The organism is Peribacillus sp. NPDC097295, from assembly GCF_044761665.1.
Lineage (GTDB): Bacteria > Bacillota > Bacilli > Bacillales > DSM-1321 > Peribacillus.
This window is the reverse complement of record NZ_JBIWCW010000010.1, coordinates 81649-98722: the sequence shown is the minus strand read 5'-3', so window position 1 is coordinate 98722 and position 17074 is coordinate 81649. Positions and strand designations below refer to the sequence as shown.

The 17074-nt window shown below is 39.8% G+C and carries 19 protein-coding genes; 12 read left to right on the top strand and 7 right to left on the bottom strand.

Translation table 11 applies throughout. The features are described from left to right. Positions 1-115: 115 nt before the first annotated feature. Positions 116-349: a glutaredoxin family protein gene (locus tag ACIQXN_RS15970; protein ID WP_402968563.1), complete on the bottom strand. Its 234-nt coding sequence runs from the start codon at positions 347-349 to the stop codon at positions 116-118. Between the two features lie 51 nt (positions 350-400). Beyond that, a complete protein-coding gene (locus tag ACIQXN_RS15965; RefSeq protein ID WP_402968560.1) occupies positions 401-1378 on the bottom strand; it encodes an MBL fold metallo-hydrolase in 978 nt (325 codons plus the stop codon). A 183-nt stretch (positions 1379-1561) separates the two neighbouring features. Between ACIQXN_RS15965 and ACIQXN_RS15960 the strand changes: the two genes are divergently transcribed. The 4 genes from ACIQXN_RS15960 to ACIQXN_RS15945 all read left to right on the top strand — a co-directional run bounded on the left by ACIQXN_RS15960 (position 1562) and on the right by ACIQXN_RS15945 (position 4267). Further along, entirely contained in the window at positions 1562-1801 is a 240-nt protein-coding gene (locus ACIQXN_RS15960; protein ID WP_402868027.1) for a YkuJ family protein, read from the top strand. A gap of 119 nt (positions 1802-1920) precedes the next feature. Further along, positions 1921-2067, top strand: coding sequence for a hypothetical protein (locus tag ACIQXN_RS15955; RefSeq protein ID WP_402968557.1), 147 nt, complete (start codon positions 1921-1923; stop codon positions 2065-2067). 123 nt (positions 2068-2190) lie between these two features. Beyond that, a complete protein-coding gene (gene cbpB / locus ACIQXN_RS15950) occupies positions 2191-2631 on the top strand; it encodes a cyclic-di-AMP-binding protein CbpB (RefSeq protein WP_402968554.1) in 441 nt (146 codons plus the stop codon). 91 nt (positions 2632-2722) lie between these two features. Further along, positions 2723-4267 (top strand): MDR family MFS transporter, encoded by a 1545-nt coding sequence (locus tag ACIQXN_RS15945; protein ID WP_402968569.1) that lies wholly within the window; start codon positions 2723-2725, stop codon positions 4265-4267. 49 nt (positions 4268-4316) lie between these two features. Here ACIQXN_RS15945 and ACIQXN_RS15940 read toward each other — a convergent pair whose 3' ends face one another. Next, on the bottom strand, positions 4317-5054 hold the full coding sequence (locus ACIQXN_RS15940) for a sulfite exporter TauE/SafE family protein (protein WP_402968553.1): 738 nt from the start codon (positions 5052-5054) through the stop codon (positions 4317-4319). Between the two features lie 112 nt (positions 5055-5166). Between ACIQXN_RS15940 and ACIQXN_RS15935 the strand changes: the two genes are divergently transcribed. The 4 genes from ACIQXN_RS15935 (at position 5167) to ACIQXN_RS15920 (ending at position 8815) form a co-directional block, all read left to right on the top strand. Then, entirely contained in the window at positions 5167-6051 is an 885-nt protein-coding gene (locus tag ACIQXN_RS15935) for a transcriptional regulator CcpC (RefSeq protein ID WP_402968550.1), read from the top strand. A 122-nt stretch (positions 6052-6173) separates the two neighbouring features. Beyond that, a complete protein-coding gene (gene dapD / locus ACIQXN_RS15930) occupies positions 6174-6884 on the top strand; it encodes a 2,3,4,5-tetrahydropyridine-2,6-dicarboxylate N-acetyltransferase (RefSeq protein WP_402968547.1) in 711 nt (236 codons plus the stop codon). A 69-nt stretch (positions 6885-6953) separates the two neighbouring features. Beyond that, complete coding sequence (locus ACIQXN_RS15925; RefSeq protein ID WP_402968544.1) at positions 6954-8084, top strand: N-acetyldiaminopimelate deacetylase; 1131 nt, start codon at positions 6954-6956, stop codon at positions 8082-8084. 71 nt (positions 8085-8155) lie between these two features. Continuing rightward, a complete protein-coding gene (locus ACIQXN_RS15920; protein ID WP_402968541.1) occupies positions 8156-8815 on the top strand; it encodes a potassium channel family protein in 660 nt (219 codons plus the stop codon). A 90-nt stretch (positions 8816-8905) separates the two neighbouring features. Here ACIQXN_RS15920 and rnjA read toward each other — a convergent pair whose 3' ends face one another. Together rnjA and ACIQXN_RS15910 are read right to left on the bottom strand one after the other, a co-directional pair. After that, positions 8906-10576, bottom strand: coding sequence for a ribonuclease J1 (gene rnjA, locus ACIQXN_RS15915; RefSeq protein WP_402968538.1), 1671 nt, complete (start codon positions 10574-10576; stop codon positions 8906-8908). A gap of 3 nt (positions 10577-10579) precedes the next feature. Next, complete coding sequence (locus tag ACIQXN_RS15910; RefSeq protein WP_402968536.1) at positions 10580-10792, bottom strand: DNA-dependent RNA polymerase subunit epsilon; 213 nt, start codon at positions 10790-10792, stop codon at positions 10580-10582. 876 nt (positions 10793-11668) lie between these two features. On the opposite strand from ACIQXN_RS15910, the gene ACIQXN_RS15905 reads away from it, so the two are divergent. Next, positions 11669-12436 (top strand): Cof-type HAD-IIB family hydrolase, encoded by a 768-nt coding sequence (locus ACIQXN_RS15905; RefSeq protein ID WP_402968533.1) that lies wholly within the window; start codon positions 11669-11671, stop codon positions 12434-12436. Between the two features lie 65 nt (positions 12437-12501). Here the strand turns inward: ACIQXN_RS15905 and def are convergent, their stop codons facing one another. Together def and ACIQXN_RS15895 are read right to left on the bottom strand one after the other, a co-directional pair. Then, positions 12502-13056 (bottom strand): peptide deformylase, encoded by a 555-nt coding sequence (def, locus tag ACIQXN_RS15900; protein WP_402968530.1) that lies wholly within the window; start codon positions 13054-13056, stop codon positions 12502-12504. A gap of 217 nt (positions 13057-13273) precedes the next feature. Next, complete coding sequence (locus ACIQXN_RS15895; protein WP_402968527.1) at positions 13274-13441, bottom strand: YjcZ family sporulation protein; 168 nt, start codon at positions 13439-13441, stop codon at positions 13274-13276. Positions 13442-13653: 212 nt separating this feature from the next. Here ACIQXN_RS15895 and ACIQXN_RS15890 point away from each other — a divergent pair, with 212 nt between their 5' ends. The 3 genes from ACIQXN_RS15890 (at position 13654) to ACIQXN_RS15880 (ending at position 17049) form a co-directional block, all read left to right on the top strand. Continuing rightward, positions 13654-14319, top strand: coding sequence for a YkyA family protein (locus ACIQXN_RS15890; RefSeq protein WP_402968524.1), 666 nt, complete (start codon positions 13654-13656; stop codon positions 14317-14319). A gap of 633 nt (positions 14320-14952) precedes the next feature. Next, a complete protein-coding gene (gene pdhA, locus ACIQXN_RS15885; protein WP_402968521.1) occupies positions 14953-16068 on the top strand; it encodes a pyruvate dehydrogenase (acetyl-transferring) E1 component subunit alpha in 1116 nt (371 codons plus the stop codon). A 3-nt stretch (positions 16069-16071) separates the two neighbouring features. Further along, on the top strand, positions 16072-17049 hold the full coding sequence (locus tag ACIQXN_RS15880) for an alpha-ketoacid dehydrogenase subunit beta (RefSeq protein ID WP_402968518.1): 978 nt from the start codon (positions 16072-16074) through the stop codon (positions 17047-17049). Positions 17050-17074 lie beyond the last annotated feature (25 nt).

Genomic DNA, 17074 nt, shown 5'->3' with positions numbered 1-17074 from the left:
CTTGAACAAGTTTGAATTTAAATTCCGTATTATATTTCACCAAAAAAAACACCCCAAAAGTTAGTTTTTAACTCTAACTTTTGGGGTGCAGCACCCCTTCTTTAGACTTTTTTTATTAAAGTTCCAATTCTTTTTCAATGGCGTCAAGATTAAAGCCAATAATGACTTTTCCATCAATGACCACTGTCGGTGTGGAATATGAGCCATATTTATCCGTTAATTCTTTGCGTGCATGCCCATCTGCTTTAATATCTTTTTCCTTGTATTCGATATTATTATCATTTAAGAACAATTTCGTTATTTTGCAGGGAGGGCAATCTGGTTGTGTATAAAGGGTAATGTCTTTCATAGTTCCTCCAATAAACTTTAATTGAGTACTCTTTCATTATATTGAATGGCATCACATTTGAATAGGATTATGTCCTGTTTTTTCGCGCTTGGCACAATAGTCGATTAATCCCATGGCCGATACCTCTAGGTCCAGTCGAAGAATTTCAAAAACGGGGTGATCCCCCATAATGCCTAGGGTGGCTAGCTGGGTGGTGACTTTATCGAATATATTTGTTTGAGTTGCAGCGACTTGTTCCTTGAAAGTTTCGTACTGCTTGAAGGCTGTTTCAGCTATCTCCACGAAAATAGGGAGCCAGTAACGTAATTGCTTATAAACTTCCTTGGGATTATCGGAAACGCCATAATGACCAAAATAAATACGTTTAACATCAAGACTTTCATATAGGTCTGCAGCCGCCAGCATCGCTTCTGGGTTAAATTGATTAGGCGATGTGGATGGTAAATAAAATTCAATGCCGTCTTGCTCCAGTTCGCGATAGTATACACCGACCGTATCACCCGAAAACATCCCTTTTGAAATGGGATCGAAAATGCTGAGATGATGGTTGGCATGACCTGGTGTATCATAAAAGGTCAAAGTACAAGTTTCACTCGTTTGAAGGGAAGCCTTGTCTTCTTTTACGATTATTTTATCGTGAGGGATCGTAAGGATGGGGTTGAAAAGTTTGTCGAAATCTTCCCCATAGACCTCTTTTGCCCCTGCGATAAGTCTAGTGGGATCTTCCAGGTGCCGCGCACCTTTTGGATGAACGATCACTTTGGCGTTAGGGCAATGTTGTAAAAAAAGTCCTGCCCCACCTGCATGGTCCAAATGAATATGGGTAAGAATGATATATGTAATCTCTTCTAGAGCGATTCCTATATCATTCAGCCCCTTGAGAATATGAGGGACGGAGGGGCTTGCGGATGTTTCAACTAAAGTTATATCCTCATCAGCAATTACATAAGTACCTGTTCTATTCTTCCGGCCCAAATCAAAACCATCAATCAGGGAAATGCGGTAACCAAGTTCACTGAAATTCAACATGAAATGACACCTCCAGTAATTTTTTTATGTACAAAATTCATTCCTTATTTTATTCTGATAATAGTAGCATGTAAAGAATGAACGTTTTAATTATTCTGAATTTATTTCAGCGTGGCTACTGCATAGAAAAGTATGGTATAGTGAAACCTATCGAAAAGGTTTTATTCAGAAAGGAGAGGGAGTATGTCTCAATTACAGGGCATTCTTACCAGATTGAAAAGTCTTCAAGAGCAAGCAAAGGAATCTGAATCTGCTCAGCGTTTTTTTGAAATAGATGGTGTGAAAAAATGCCAGGTTACATATTTCAGCAAAACTGAAATGTTCGAGCTTGAAGTATACAGTGATAAAGGGAAATCATCTAAATATCAATTCGATAACGTTGATATGATTACCATTGAAATCTTTGATCTTCTTCAATCTTAATTTGATTTAATGTAAAAGCTGCATTCCATTAGGATTGCAGCTTTTTTATTGATACGGGCAAGTGACGGGTTGAATGAATACAGGGAGTTTATGAAACATTAGAAAGAGGAGGGATTTAAATGGAAAAACCAAAAGTGATTTGCCCTGTTTGCTTAGATGAAAGGATATTGGAGGATGTTTTAACTGCCCAGTCCAATCAAAATGTGATTTACCAATGCCCTGAATGTGGTTATAAAAAAGGTGACATCAAAACGAGTAAGGGATAATAAATGTGATCTGATGTCCCTTATTTTGGAATATGAGCGGTTTTGGTTGGGCCTTTTTCGCATGTTTATGTTAAAATAGAATAAGGGATATATATATAAAAACATATGGTAAGGGGTTTTAACATGATCGGTACTCATGATGGGGATTTATTAGATTCCAGCGTGAAAGACTTAATGATTTCTTCTGAACGCGTGGCCCACGTGCAGGTAACCAATAATTTAGAACATGCGCTATTGGTATTGACGAAGAGCGGTTATACGGCCATTCCCGTTTTAGATCCAATGTATAAACTGCATGGCTTAATCAGCACACCAGTCATTCTCGACTCTATCTTGGGACTTGAGAGAATTGAATTTGATAATCTGGAGAATAAAAAAGTTTCTGAAATTATGAATATAGATATACCTCGTCTGAATATAGAGGATCCATTGATAAAAGGTGTAGAACTGTTAATTGATCATCCATTTGTCTGTGTTGAGAATGACGAACATCTATTTGAAGGCATTCTTACGAGAAGGGCGATTTTGAAGAAAGTCTTTAAAGAACAATTGTTACCTGAATGAGGAAATAGCCATAGTAAATGAACAGTTTACCTCAGACTCGCCAAGTGGCGAGTTTTCTTATTCTACATAAATCACTAAAAATGGGTTAACCATAGATATCATATTAGTTGAGAGGATGCGTAACTTGGTACAAGCAATAAATACTTCGAACGGTCAAAACTTAAAATTAAAGCGGCCATTCATCCTTGCGGCGATCATGTTGGCGATGTTCATGAATGCAATTGAAGGTACGATTGTCTCGACGGCCATGCCGGCAATCGTCAGTGACCTGGGTGGCTTTTCATTATATAGCTGGGTTTTTTCCGGCTATTTACTTATGAATGCCGTGACGGTCTTGATATATGGAAAGTTATCCGACATAGTCGGTCGAAAACCTGTTCTTTTATTTGGCATAATCGTCTTCCTGATTGGTTCGATTCTATGTGGCTTTGCGGATTCGATGACGGAGCTCATATTTTATCGATTTCTGCAGGGGTTTGGTGCCGGGGCGGTCGCGCCGGTGGCATCAACGATTGTCGGGGATATCTATAAGAATGAAGAGAGAGCCCGCATACAAGGATACCTTTCAAGTGTGTGGGGGATTTCCGCGGTAATGGGACCGGCATTGGGCGGGTTGATTGTCGAGTCTCTTTCTTGGAGACTTGTATTCTGGATCAACATTCCCCTGGGTTTACTTTCATTCGTTGGAATCTGGATGTTCCTTCATGAAAATATTGAAAAGAAAAAACGTGACATTGATTATATAGGAGCCGCATTGTTAACGTTATCGATTTCAACCTTGATGGTCGTTCTCGTTCAGGGTGGGGTAAAATGGCCATGGGCCTCTACACCAGCAATTTCACTGGTAGTCATTGCTGTCATTTCTTTTATTTTGTTCATTATGCAGGAAAAAAGGGCTTCCGAGCCTATGATGCCATTTGAAATCTGGAAGGAGAGGTCCATTTTAATCGCTAACCTTGTTTCTCTTACAACAGGGGTCATGATGATTGGATTATCGAGCTTCCTTCCGACATTCGTTCAAGGTGTAATGGAGCGCTCACCTACGGTTGCAGGGTTTACTCTGACTGCCATGTCCATTGGATGGCCGATTGCATCGGTTTTTGCTGGAAAACTCTTACTAAGAATAGGGTTTAAGGCTACATCACTCCTTGGTGGGTTTTCTTTGATTCTTGGAAGTGTGATTTTAGTCCTGATGAAGCCTGAAGCCGGTCCATTCATTGCGGCAATGGGATCCTTCTTTGTTGGGGTTGGGATGGGTTTGACTTCGACATCTTTCATCGTTGTCATTCAAAAGACGGTCAGTTGGGAACGCCGGGGGATTGCCACTGCCTCGAATATGTTTATGCGTAATTTAGGAAATACTGTGGGAGCGGCATTACTGGGTGGAGTCATGAATACAAGGCTGCAAGCCTATATAAATGAACATGCACCAGCCGATTCTGGAGTGACGATCGACACGGCCAATAAATTATTGAACAGTGAAGAAAGGGCTAGATTGCCTAAGGAAGTAGTGGAAGTCTTGCAAGAAGGGCTCACGATGTCCCTGCACAACATTTACTTTATCGTCTTACTCTTTGCTGTAATCAGCCTGGTCACCCTCACTAGGCTAAAACGTAGGGAGAAAGAAACAAAATAGAATGTTAAAAGAGAGGCAATCTAAAATGGGTTGCCTCATTTTAGATTGATTAAGACATGGCAATGCGGATTATAAGTTGAATCAATAAGGCAATCGTTACGCTATGTAAAATGAACTTTAGTTGACGGGTGGAGATTTTCTCGGCAACGCGTAGAGCAAGTTGGGATCCGATAAGGGAGCCTATCGTATAATAAATTGCAACTTTCCATGTGATGTTACCGGCGATTAAGTAAGTGACAAACGCTGCCGCACAGCTGATAAAGGTTTGAAAGCGTGTAAAGGCAAGGGATTGCAGGTAAGTCGCTCCGTTGCGAAGGAAGGTATACATGAGCATGGTTGCCTGACCTGGCCCGAACATGCCATCATACACGCTTATGCCAAAAAGAGATGGATAGACTTTCTTCGGAAGTTTCCATTCCTCTTCATTGTTGGGGCGTGGTTTCTTTAAAAAATTTAGAATCATGGCAACTGTTAGGAGAAAAATAGCCATGACATTCATCGTCTTTTCTGTAAAAGCATTTGCGAGCAGTCCGCCACAAAAGCCACCTAATATAGCAAAGGGTACTAATTTAAGAGCCTCTATCAATTTCAATTGTTTTTTCTTGAACAAGAAGTAAAAACTAGAAAAGGAAGAAAGCATATTGGAAAACTTAACGGAGCCAATGACCTGATGAATCGGGATTCCGATTAAAAGCAGGGAAGGCATACCGATCAATCCACCGCTACCGGCCAGGGTCCCTATAAAAGATGCCGCAAATCCGATGATCAGCAATAAAAAAATTGTCATGAGGATCACTCCCGTTTCTTTTCTCTTGTATTATAATCTAACTTTGTTGATAATTAAATTAATAAAAAATGAGTCATAGTGATAAGAAAAAATTATCAAGAGGTTGGTGTGTATGTCTTTTTCTGAATACCATTTATTATCTGTGTTAGCCCAGGAGATGAATATGAGGAAAGCAGCAGAACGTTTATTCGTTTCCCAGCCTGCGCTTTCTCAACGTCTACAAACGATTGAAAAGGATTGGGGATCAAAGCTGTTCCTCCGTTCACAAAAAGGGCTTTCCTTGACACCTGCTGGGGAAGCGGTCATACGATTGGCCAATGATATATTGGCAAAGGAAGAAACGGTGAGAGAAAGTATCCAGGCGATGGATCACGAGGTATATGGAACCCTGAAAATTGCCTGTGCATCTATAGTCGGCCAGAATTGGCTACCGCAAGTTTTGAAAAAGTTCGTTCAGAAATATCCGTATGCCAAAATTTCTTTAATCACAGGGTGGAGCAGTGAAATTTTAAAATCTTTGTATGAAGGCCAGGTCCATATTGGCATTATTCGTGGAGCGCCCGACTGGAAGGGCGTCAAACAGCATTTGTTCACGGATATGCTCTACTTGGTTGATACAGAGATGAAGGAACTGGATCAGGTATTCGAAACGGACCGCCCTTTCATACAATTTAAGAGTGATTCAAATTATTATCAGGAGATACAGGATTGGTGGCATCGTCAATTCAAGACCACCCCAAAAAATACAATCGTCGTGGATCAAATCGAAACATGCAAACAAATGGTGTTCAACGGAATTGGGTATGCGATTCTCCCGGCAATCACTTTACATGATAAGGATACCAATATTTTTAAAATCCCCCTCTTGGATGGGCAGAACCATTCCATCGAGCGTGATACCTGGCTTTGTGGATATGAATCAGCATTTCAGCTTAAACAGGTCCAAGCTTTCACGGAAGTGGTGAAGGAACATATCCGTGAACAAGGATTGTTGTAGGTTTCAACCAAAAATGTCAAGGAGTGAAACCCTTTAGAAAAAGATATTCATTTCTTGTCTTGCAAGCTGTTGTCTGTTAAATTTAAATCGAGCAATGATACATAATTAGGAGGTTTTTCAGAATGAATAAAATGGACGCGCATGAAATTATTTCTTTTATATCAAACAGTAAAAAATCAACACCTGTGAAGGTATATGTCAAAGGTGAATTAGAAGGCATAGATTTCGGACCTGCTTCTAAAACTTTCATTACTGGTAACACCGGAGTGGTATTCGGTGAGTGGGCTGAAATTGAATCAGCTATCGAAACAGCAGGTTCGAAAATTGAAGATCATGTGGTTGAAAATGATCGTCGCAATTCAGCAATACCACTATTGGATCTAAAAGGAATCAAGGCACGCATCGAGCCTGGCGCGGTGATTCGTGATCAAGTTTCAATTGGCGACAATGCCGTTATCATGATGGGAGCATCAATCAATATTGGTTCTGTCATTGGCGAAGGTACAATGATTGACATGAACGCTACTCTTGGAGGACGTGCAACAGTGGGGAAAAACTGTCACGTAGGCGCAGGAGCCGTACTCGCTGGTGTCATTGAGCCACCTTCTGCACAACCAGTCGTATTGGAAGATGATGTGTTAATTGGTGCTAACGCTGTCGTGCTGGAAGGCGTTACAATCGGTAAAGGTTCTGTTGTAGCTGCAGGAGCTATCGTAACGAAAGACGTACCTCCATACTCAGTGGCTGCTGGAATACCTGCTAAAGTAATTAAACAGATTGATGAAAAAACTAAATCAAAAACTGAAATTATGCAAGAGCTTCGTCAACTTTAATTTAACCTTAATATTGTTCAAGAGCGTGGATAACTATATCCACGCTTTATGTATAGGGAGTGAAGGAATATGGAATTGAGCCCGTTTGTTACCATCCGACGCGATTTGCATAAAATACCGGAAATCGGTTTTCAAGAATTCAAGACGCAGCAATATCTGCTTCATTACATAATGAATTTGCCTTCTGAACGAATCGAAGTAGAAACTTGGAGAACTGGTATTTTCGTGAAAATCAAAGGGGAAAATCCAAGTAAGATAATTGGCTACCGAGCTGATATTGATGGATTGCCGATAAAAGAGGAGACGGGTCTGTCATTTGCTTCTACACACGAAGACTATATGCATGCATGTGGGCATGATTTTCACATGAGCATAGGTCTCGGAGTTTTGACATATTTTGTTGAAAATCCAATCGATGATGATGTACTATTTATTTTTCAACCAGCTGAGGAAGGTCCAGGAGGAGCTGAACCGATGCTGGAATCCGAGACGATGAAAAAATGGAAACCTGATATGATCCTTGCCCTGCATGTTGCACCGGAATATCCTGTGGGAACGATTGCGGTTAAAGAGGGACTTTTGTTTGCGAATACATCGGAACTCTTCATTGATTTAAAAGGAAAGGGCGGACATGCAGCGTATCCGCACCAAACAAATGATATGGTAATCACTGCCTGTTCGCTAGTTGGACAGCTACAAACCATCGTTTCCCGTAATGTGAATCCGCTGGATTCAGCAGTGATCACCATAGGTAAGATCACGGGTGGAACCGTTCAGAATATCATTGCGGAAACGGCGCGTTTAGAAGGCACCATAAGAACGTTAAACCCTGAGTCAATGGTTAAGGTCAAGTCTCGTATAAAAGCACTTGTAGATGGCATTCAGGTAGGGTACGGGTGTGAGGCGGAAATTGACTATGGTTGCATGTATCATCAGGTGTATAATGATGAGAAGCTGACACGTGAATTCATGGATTTCACCGAACAATCAACGGAGGTCCAATTGTACCGTTGTACAGAGGCAATGACAGGCGAGGACTTTGGCTATATGTTGAAAGAGATACCAGGTTTCATGTTCTGGCTGGGTGTAGCATCCGATCATGGCTTACATCACGCTAAGTTGACCCCTGATGAGGAGTCCATTGAACTTGCCATCAATCATCTAACAAACTATATAACATATAAAGGTAAAAAATCTTAAAAGGTATGGGGAAGGTTCATCATAAGAAATGATATTTCCCGATGCGTAAGGGAGATTTTGGAGGGTGTACTGTGAAAAAAGAATTTGCAGTGATAGGACTTGGCCGTTTTGGCGGCAGCATTGTTAGGACGTTGGCAGAAGAAGGAATGGGTGTGCTTGCCATTGATGCCGACGAAGTTCGCGTTAATGAATATGCCAGAATTGCTTCACATGCCATCGTAGGGGATACAACTGATGAAAATGTGCTCAAAAATATCGGTATCCGTAACTTTGAACATGTTATTGTCGCAATCGGAGAAAATATTCAGGCAAGCATTTTAACGACCCTCATGCTCAAAGAACTGGGTGTTACGAATGTTACGGTTAAGGCACAGAATGACTATCACGAAAAGGTGCTCCGGAAAATTGGTGCGGACTTTGTGGTGCATCCGGAACGAGACATGGGAAGACGTATTGCCCATAATATCGGTTCTAATAATATCCTGGACTATTTAGAGCTTTCTGATGAACATTCCATTGTGGAAATCGTTGCTAGCCAAAAAATGAACGGTAAATCGATTTTCGATCTTGATATCCGGGCCCATTACGGTTTGAATATTGTTGGAATCAAAAGGGAAAATGAGATCAATGTCTCTCCACAGGCTAATGATTTAATCCATAAAGGGGATATCTTGATAGTCATTGGTGCTGATTCTGACATCAATCGATTTGAAAAAAAGATCGTCGATTAAATAGAAAGGAGGACCTAATGATTTTTACCGGGTCCTCCTTATACATATAATAAAGAAAAACCCCAACCATTCGGTTGGGGTTTTTCTTTATTATTGAACCTCCATGATGATTGGAAGAATCATCGGGCGGCGTTTTGTTTTTTCATATAAGAATGGTGACAAAGTATCTGTAATCTCATTTTTGATTTCAGACCATTGAGTAGTTTTGCGCTCCATCACTTTATTCAAGTGCTTAGTGATAAGGGACTGAGCATCATTGATAAGGTCTCCAGATTCTCTCATGTAGACAAACCCACGTGAAATGATATCTGGACCGGAAGAGATTTTAAATTCTTTCATGTTTATGCTGACCACGACAACAACTAGTCCTTCTTCGGAAAGGATTCTACGATCACGTAAAACGATGTTCCCGATGTCACCGATACCGCTACCGTCGATATAGACCGAACCTGAAGGGATCTTGCCAGCAATCTGTGCTGTATTTTCACTTAGTGAAAGCACCTCACCATTATCCATGATAAAGCAATTTTCTTCAGGTACACCGCAGTCCATTGCATGTCCTGCATGAAGTTTTTGCATACGATATTCACCATGAATAGGCATGAAGAATTTTGGCTTGATTAAACGAAGCATTAACTTTTGCTCTTGTTGTCCGCCATGACCGGATGTATGAATATTATTCAATGGGCCAGAAATGACATCCGCACCTGCACGATATAATTGGTTAATGGTTCTAGAAACGCTGATTGTATTTCCTGGGATAGGTGAAGAAGAGAAAACGACTGTATCTCCAGGTATGATTTGAATCTGGCGGTGGGTCCCGTTTGCAATCCTCGAAAGGGCTGCCATAGGTTCACCTTGGCTACCAGTACAAAGGATGGTCACTTTGTTGGCAGGCATTCGGTTTAATTGCTGTACATCGATAAATGTATCTTTAGGAGCTACGATATAACCAAGCTCTTGACCGATAGCAATTGCTGAATCCATGCTACGACCAAAGACGGCAATCTTACGGCCATTCTCGACTGCTGCCTCAACGACTTGTTGAAGACGGTGTATGTTCGAAGCAAAGGTTGCAAAGATGATTCGGCCATCTACCTTACGGAATATGTCTTGAATCGTATCACCGACGCGGCTCTCTGACATCGTAAAGTTTTGCACTTCACTATTCGTGCTATCAGAAAGTAAGCATAATACGCCTTCTTTACCGATTTCAGCCATTTTGGTCAAGTTGGCCGGTTCTCCTACTGGTGTAAAGTCGAATTTGAAATCACCGGTATGAACAATTTGTCCAGGTGGCGTTTTTACGACGATTCCGTAAGAATCTGGAATACTGTGAGTCGTGCGGAAGAAAGAGACAGAAGTCTTCCGGAATTTGATTACTTCATCTTCCGTGATTTCAATCATGGTAGTTTGTCGTAAAAGACCATGTTCTTCCAGTTTATTGCGAAGTAGTCCAAGTGCAAGTTTGCCACCGTATACAGGGACATTCACTTTTCTTAATAAATAGGGAATCCCGCCGATGTGATCTTCATGACCATGGGTGATGAAGACCCCTTTGATTTTATCTACATTTTTCTCTAAATAGCTGTAGTCGGGAATCACATAGTCGATTCCTAGGAGTTCGTCTTCCGGAAATTTGATTCCGGCATCGATGACGATGATCTCATCTTGGAATTGAACAGCGTATGTGTTCTTACCGATTTCGCCTAAACCGCCCAGGGCGAATACAGCTGTTTGATCATTTTTCACAAATTTCATAAATTATCCTAGCTCCAATACTTTAAAATCATCACTTTGTTTTTCATATTCCAAATATGCACCAGTTACTGGCGCTACCAACTCCACGTTATACGGTTCTTCTTTTAATTTAAAACGAACGTCACGGATGGATTCACCTTCCACATACATCGTTTTAGTATTCTCCCGGATGGGAACCTCTGCTATGGTTACTTGATAGTATACCTTAAAAACCATTTTAATCTCTCCTCACTTGTTTACATTGCTTTTTTCATTATATATAAAAACAACAATTTTTACATGTTTTTCAACATCATGGAAAAACAAACCCAACTTTCCTTTTGGAAGAGGGGTTTTTATTTAACTTATTATACCAATACGTAATAGTATATAAAAATAAATAGCTGAAATCGAAGCTTCCTCTAATCTCTATTCTTTCCGTTTTTACCAAGAGTAAAACCAAACGGATAAAGATATGTCCCAGAGTAGGCCTTTTTGATGGATCACATATGGATTCAAGAATACCCCTCAATGCATTAGTAAACCGGCGTTTTCCTTATAAGGGAACCATCGGTAGTATGAACTTCAATGCAAGGTCAGGATATTATAGTATGTACATTTAATGTTTCAAGTAGGCTTATAAGCACTTTACAACAAGGAAGAAGCCCTCCGCAAGTTTTAGAAGGGCTGTACAAAAAAATCTCGCTTATGGATGACGGCCAATGACAAAACGGATATGGCTATCAAGCGATTGATTTTTTTCTTAGAAGATCATTCCATTGTTTTACAAGCTTTTTACGAAGCTTTTTTAACATGGTGATCACACTCCCTTAGTTATTATTGTATAGGATTATTCCATAAAGTAAATACGTCTTTGCAGGTAAAAGGCTTATTTATGAAAAAAAGGCTCCGATTCATCTCGAAAGTTTGGCTGCCTTGGGAGGATGGGAAGAGGGATTTGATTACATCTAATAATATATGCTAAAACGCATATGAAAAACCTGGTTATATATGGTGTTGTACAAATGAGTTACTTGACTTATTTTAATGACAATTATTAAATGGGTACATATTAGAAATAGGGAAACTCAATGAATGGGAAGTGAAGAGTAAGTGAAAATCGTATTTTTTGATATTGATGGAACGTTGCTTGATCATGATAAAAAATTACCGGCTTCAACAAAAAAAGCAGTGAAGCAACTGCAGGATAGCGGAGTCTTTGTAGCCATTGCCACTGGACGGGCTCCCTTCATGTTTGAAGATTTAAGAGAAGAGCTGGGGATAGATACTTTTGTAAGTTTTAACGGGCAATATGTAGTATTCGAAGGCAAGGTCATCTATAAAAATCCTTTGAATCTGTCTGAAGTGAGAAGGCTTCATAAGGCTGCCGAAAAAAGTGGGCTGCCCATCGTATTTATGAATGAGGAAACGATGCAATCCAGTGTTCCCTATCATAATCGAATTGAAGAAGCTTTAAGCAGTTTGAAATTTCCACATCCGGAGCATCAGGCGGATTTTTATGAAAAGAATGACATATATCAAGCCTTATTGTTTTGCTCAGAGGAAGAAGAAGGGGAGTACGTGGGCAAGTACGATAAATTTAATTTTATCAGATGGCATACGTATTCGACGGACGTTTTGCCTTTTGGAGGATCAAAGGCGGAGGGCATAAAGATATTGATGGATAAAGTCGGTTTTGGTTTAGAGGATGTTTATGCATTCGGGGACGGTTTAAATGACATTGAAATGCTAAAAGCGGTGGGGTATGGAGTGGCTATGGGCAACGCAGGTCAGCTGGTCAAGCAGGAAGCTGACTATGTGACGAAAGATGTCGATAAGGATGGCATACTTCATGGACTGAAGGAACTTGAATTGATTTAATATAGCATTCAAATACCCCCATCAATTTAAATTGGTGGGGGTATTTGGTACCTATCGGATGGATCTCACCTTTCTATTGGAATGTAATCTTCCGGAATGTCGAAAGGATCTTCTGCATTGATATGGTCATAAAACATAATTCCATTCAAATGGTCGATTTCGTGTTGGAAGCAAATGGCGGCGATGCCCTTCAAACGAAGTTTTACCACTTCCCCTTCTAGGTTCGTACCCGATACTTTTATGCGAGCATAGCGGGGGACATAACCTGAAACAGTCCGATTAACGGAAAGGCAACCTTCACCAGCAGTTAGGTAGGACATTTCCAATGAATGGCTTACGAGTTTAGGGTTGAAAAGAGCATGACTGACCAAATCACCTTTTTCATTTTTAAGATGAACGGCTATCATCCGCTTGGATATATTAACCTGTGGTGCGGCCAATCCAATCCCTGCCCTTAACCCATATTGAGTGGCGATTTCCGAATTTTGGCTGTTGCGGACGTAGTCCATCAAGTCGTTCAATATCTGCTTGTCTTCCTGGGAAGGTGGCAATATGACTTCCTCTGCCACTTTCCTTAATACGGGATTGTCTTCTTTAACAAAATCATTCATTGTAAACAAGTTCTTTCACCCCATTAAAGTTCATAATAGTATGTATGGAATTATTTTAACAAAGATATTCTCAAAAGTTAATAATAGAGAAAATAAATGATAGGGAAGAAACAGCGGTTCCCTATCAATATATTTCTTGAGATTTTCATATGTGAATTTCGTTAATATTCGTAAATAAGGGTAATTATATAATATTTTTGGGTAAAGAGATGGTGTGGTTATCTGTTTAGCATAAGCAAGCGCCGACAATGACAAGTAGGATGAAAAGGACTACGATTAAAGCGAAGCCGCTGCCAAAACCACAACCGCCGCCACCGCATTGCCCCCCATAACCATAGCTTGGTGCAGCGGAAACCGGATAACAACAATCTTGGGTGTAACCTCCGTAATACATAATTTATACCTCCGTTTTATATTTTGGGTTTCAACCATCCTGATTAGAAACGGTTTAATACAGCCTATGCATTATGGTTTAAAGCGTGTAGGCTCAAACCCAGACTTGAAAAAATTCCTGTTCGGATAGTGGAATGTGCGTGTTTTCGGAAGCGGCTAATCAGATTCAGTAAAAAACCATCCATGTAGAAAGATCAGAGGGAGTTGTTAGGGTTGAAGCATTATCGTCTATATGTTGTTTTGTTATTTTCTGTAGTAATGATGGCCGGCTGTTTAAATAGTGGGTCTCCGGAAGGAAGTATCGATAAGATTCTTGATAAAACAAGTGATAAAGAAAGTGATTTTGCGGAAAATCAAGAACCACTTAATGACTTGGAAAGGGAAGAAAAAGAAATATACGAGAAAATCATCAAACTTGGGATGAAAGAGTATGATCAAATCGTTGAACTTTCCGATGAAGCCTTAAACAACATTGAGAAACGGGAAGACTTGATAGAGAAAGAGCAGGAAAGTATGGAAGCTTCAGAAAAACAATTCAATAAAATGGAGGGGAAGACTGAAAAAATCGAGGATCAAAAGGTGAAAAAAGAAGCAGTGAAGATGGAAAGCACCATGAGCGAACGATACAGCTTGTATGAGGAATTATATGAAGCCTATCAACAAAGCTTAGCAAATGATAGGCAACTGTATGAATTGTTCAAAAAAGAGGATCTGAAAATGGATGAACTTCAAATCCAAATCGACAAAATCAATAAATCCTATGCAAAAGTAGTGAAGGCTAATAAGAAATTTAATGAAGTCACAAAAAAATTCAACCAAGAAAAAGAAAGCTTTTATGAAACTGCGGACTTAAAAGATACGGAGACAGACAAAAATTAAAAAGTATGGAATAGGCCATGAGCATCGTTCATGGCCAATTTTTGATTCGTTTTTTTGTTTAGAAAATTAAATCTTTCAGACTTTTCATTTAATTGCAGAATGACTTTGAGTATGAACTGTACTAAAAAAAAATAAAAGTAGAAATTCTAACAGTTCATGGGTATGAAAGCGTTTGAAATTCTTTTAAAATATTATTTAAAAGTTAGAAATCCCTTTAGATAAAGCTAAAAATTGAACCTATAGGAAATTGAGTGTAAGGGAATTACTATACTTTAGCATCTTAAAATTGCTAAAAGGGGAGAACTTTGTAGTACAGATATATTTTAAAAACTATAACAGAGATTGAATTTGTGGAAAATTTAACAAAATAAAATCTAAATGTAAGGAAGTATGGGTGATTGACTTGGTGATAATTCATCTTGTAAACTAAAATCATAAAAGTTCTTGTATCATATTTCTTGATTATTTTATTGGTACAGCATAAGATTAAGACATAAATACCAACCCCGTGTTTGAGAGATTAGTCTTAAGGGGAAAATAAAACAATGAGTTCTTGAAGAGACTATAAGACAAATCATTTTGCTTTATAGAATAATAATTACTAACCTTTTTAATGAAAGGATGAGGTGTCAAATGGCTCAAAAAACTAAACAGCCTAAATTTAATGTTCAAGATCAGCTGAAAAAGGTTGAAGAACAATTTGAAATGTTCCAAATCTTAAATGAAGAGGGAGAAGTCGTTAATGAAGCGGCGATGCCTGATTTAAGTAACGAACAACTACAGGAATTAATGCGTCGTATGGTTTATACGAGGATATTGGATCAACGTTCGATTTCCCTTAATAGACAAGGTAGATTAGGCTTTTATGCACCGACTGCAGGTCAGGAAGCATCTCAAATCGCTTCCCAATATGCTTTGGAGAAAGAGGATTTCATTCTCCCTGGATATCGCGATGTTCCGCAAATCGTTTGGCATGGCCTGCCGCTTTGGCAAGCATTCTTATTCTCAAGAGGGCATTTTAAAGGAAATCAAATTCCAGAAGATGTGAATGTCATTTCACCACAAATCATTATCGGTGCCCAATACATTCAAGCTGCTGGTGTAGCGCTAGGTCTTAAGAAGCGTGGTAAAAAAGCCGTTGCTATTACATATACTGGTGATGGTGGAACTTCACAAGGTGATTTCTATGAAGGAATCAACTTTGCCGGAGCCTTTAAAGCCCCAGCCATTTTCATTGTTCAAAATAACAGGTTTGCCATTTCTACACCGGTAGACAAGCAATCTGCAGCGAAGACTTTGGCCCAAAAAGGTGTGGCAGCAGGTATCCCTGGTGTTCAAGTTGATGGGATGGACGCATTGGCTGTTTACACAGCAGTTAAAGAAGCTCGTGAGCGTGCGATTAATGGTGAAGGTCCAACATTGATTGAAACTTTGACTTACCGCTATGGTCCACATACAATGGCTGGTGATGATCCGACCCGTTACCGGACAACCGATTTGGATAATGAGTGGGAACTTAAGGATCCGTTGGTTCGACTTCGTAAGTTCTTGGAAAGTAAAGATCTTTGGAATGAAGATTTAGAGAACGAAACTATAGATAAAGCAAAAGAAGATATTAAAGAAGCAATCAAAAAGGCTGATGCAGAACCTAAGCAAACAGTGACAGACCTAATTTCGATCATGTTCGAAGAAATGCCTAACAATTTAAAAGAACAATATGAAATTTATAAAGAAAAGGAGTCGAAGTAAGCCATGGCTCAAATGACTATGATTCAAGCAATTACAGACGCATTACGTACAGAACTTAAAAACGATGAGAATGTACTCGTTTTTGGAGAAGATGTCGGTAATAATGGAGGAGTATTCCGTGCAACGGAAAATCTTCAAAAAGAGTTCGGTGAAGAACGTGTATTCGATACACCTCTAGCGGAATCAGGAATCGGTGGATTGGCAGTCGGTCTTTCCCTGCAAGGTTTCCGTCCTGTTCCTGAATTACAATTCTTTGGATTTATTTATGAAGTAATGGATTCAGTCAGCGGACAGCTTGCTCGTATGCGCTACCGTTCAGGCGGTCGCTACAATGCACCTGTTACCATTCGCTCTCCTTTTGGCGGTGGAGTTCACACTCCTGAAATGCATGCGGATAGCCTTGAAGGTTTAATGGCACAGCAACCAGGGTTAAAGGTAGTTATCCCTTCCACTCCTTATGATGCAAAAGGATTGTTAATATCTGCAATAAGGGATAATGACCCTGTCATTTTCCTAGAACACATGAAATTGTATCGTTCTTTCCGCCAGGAAGTGCCTGAAGAAGATTACACCATTCCATTGGGCAAGGCTGATGTAAAACGTGAAGGAACTGACTTATCCATTATTACGTACGGTGCGATGGTACAAGAATCCATCAAAGCTGCGGAAGAATTGGCTAAGGAAGGTCATTCGGTAGAAGTGGTCGACTTACGTACGGTTTCCCCATTAGATATTGATACAATTATTGGATCAGTTGAGAAAACGGGACGGGCTATCGTCGTTCAAGAAGCACAAAAGCAAGCCGGTGTTGCAGCAAATGTGGTAGCGGAAATTAATGAACGAGCTATTCTAAGCCTGGATGCTCCAGTTTTACGCGTAACGGCTGCCGATACAGTCTTCCCATTTTCTCAAGCGGAGACGGTTTGGCTCCCTAATTATAAAGATATTATTGAAACAGCGACTAAAGTCTTGAAATTCTAATTATTTTTTCACGTAAGATAAAAGA

Bases quoted from the DNA above. Each gene is read 5' to 3' on its own strand.
- cbpB (WP_402968554.1), top strand. From the start codon at position 2,191: ATGATCGGTACTCATGATGGGGATTTATTAGATTCCAGCGTGAAAGAC.
- pdhA (WP_402968521.1), top strand. From the start codon at position 14,953: ATGGCTCAAAAAACTAAACAGCCTAAATTTAATGTTCAAGATCAGCTG.
- ACIQXN_RS15955 (WP_402968557.1), top strand. From the start codon at position 1,921: ATGGAAAAACCAAAAGTGATTTGCCCTGTTTGCTTAGATGAAAGGATA.
- ACIQXN_RS15965 (WP_402968560.1), bottom strand. From the start codon at position 1,378: ATGTTGAATTTCAGTGAACTTGGTTACCGCATTTCCCTGATTGATGGT.
- ACIQXN_RS15960 (WP_402868027.1), top strand. From the start codon at position 1,562: ATGTCTCAATTACAGGGCATTCTTACCAGATTGAAAAGTCTTCAAGAG.
- ACIQXN_RS15880 (WP_402968518.1), top strand. From the start codon at position 16,072: ATGGCTCAAATGACTATGATTCAAGCAATTACAGACGCATTACGTACA.
- ACIQXN_RS15910 (WP_402968536.1), bottom strand. From the start codon at position 10,792: ATGGTTTTTAAGGTATACTATCAAGTAACCATAGCAGAGGTTCCCATC.
- dapD (WP_402968547.1), top strand. From the start codon at position 6,174: ATGAATAAAATGGACGCGCATGAAATTATTTCTTTTATATCAAACAGT.
- ACIQXN_RS15925 (WP_402968544.1), top strand. From the start codon at position 6,954: ATGGAATTGAGCCCGTTTGTTACCATCCGACGCGATTTGCATAAAATA.
- ACIQXN_RS15895 (WP_402968527.1), bottom strand. From the start codon at position 13,441: ATGTATTACGGAGGTTACACCCAAGATTGTTGTTATCCGGTTTCCGCT.
- ACIQXN_RS15940 (WP_402968553.1), bottom strand. From the start codon at position 5,054: ATGACAATTTTTTTATTGCTGATCATCGGATTTGCGGCATCTTTTATA.
- ACIQXN_RS15935 (WP_402968550.1), top strand. From the start codon at position 5,167: ATGTCTTTTTCTGAATACCATTTATTATCTGTGTTAGCCCAGGAGATG.
- ACIQXN_RS15970 (WP_402968563.1), bottom strand. From the start codon at position 349: ATGAAAGACATTACCCTTTATACACAACCAGATTGCCCTCCCTGCAAA.
- rnjA (WP_402968538.1), bottom strand. From the start codon at position 10,576: ATGAAATTTGTGAAAAATGATCAAACAGCTGTATTCGCCCTGGGCGGT.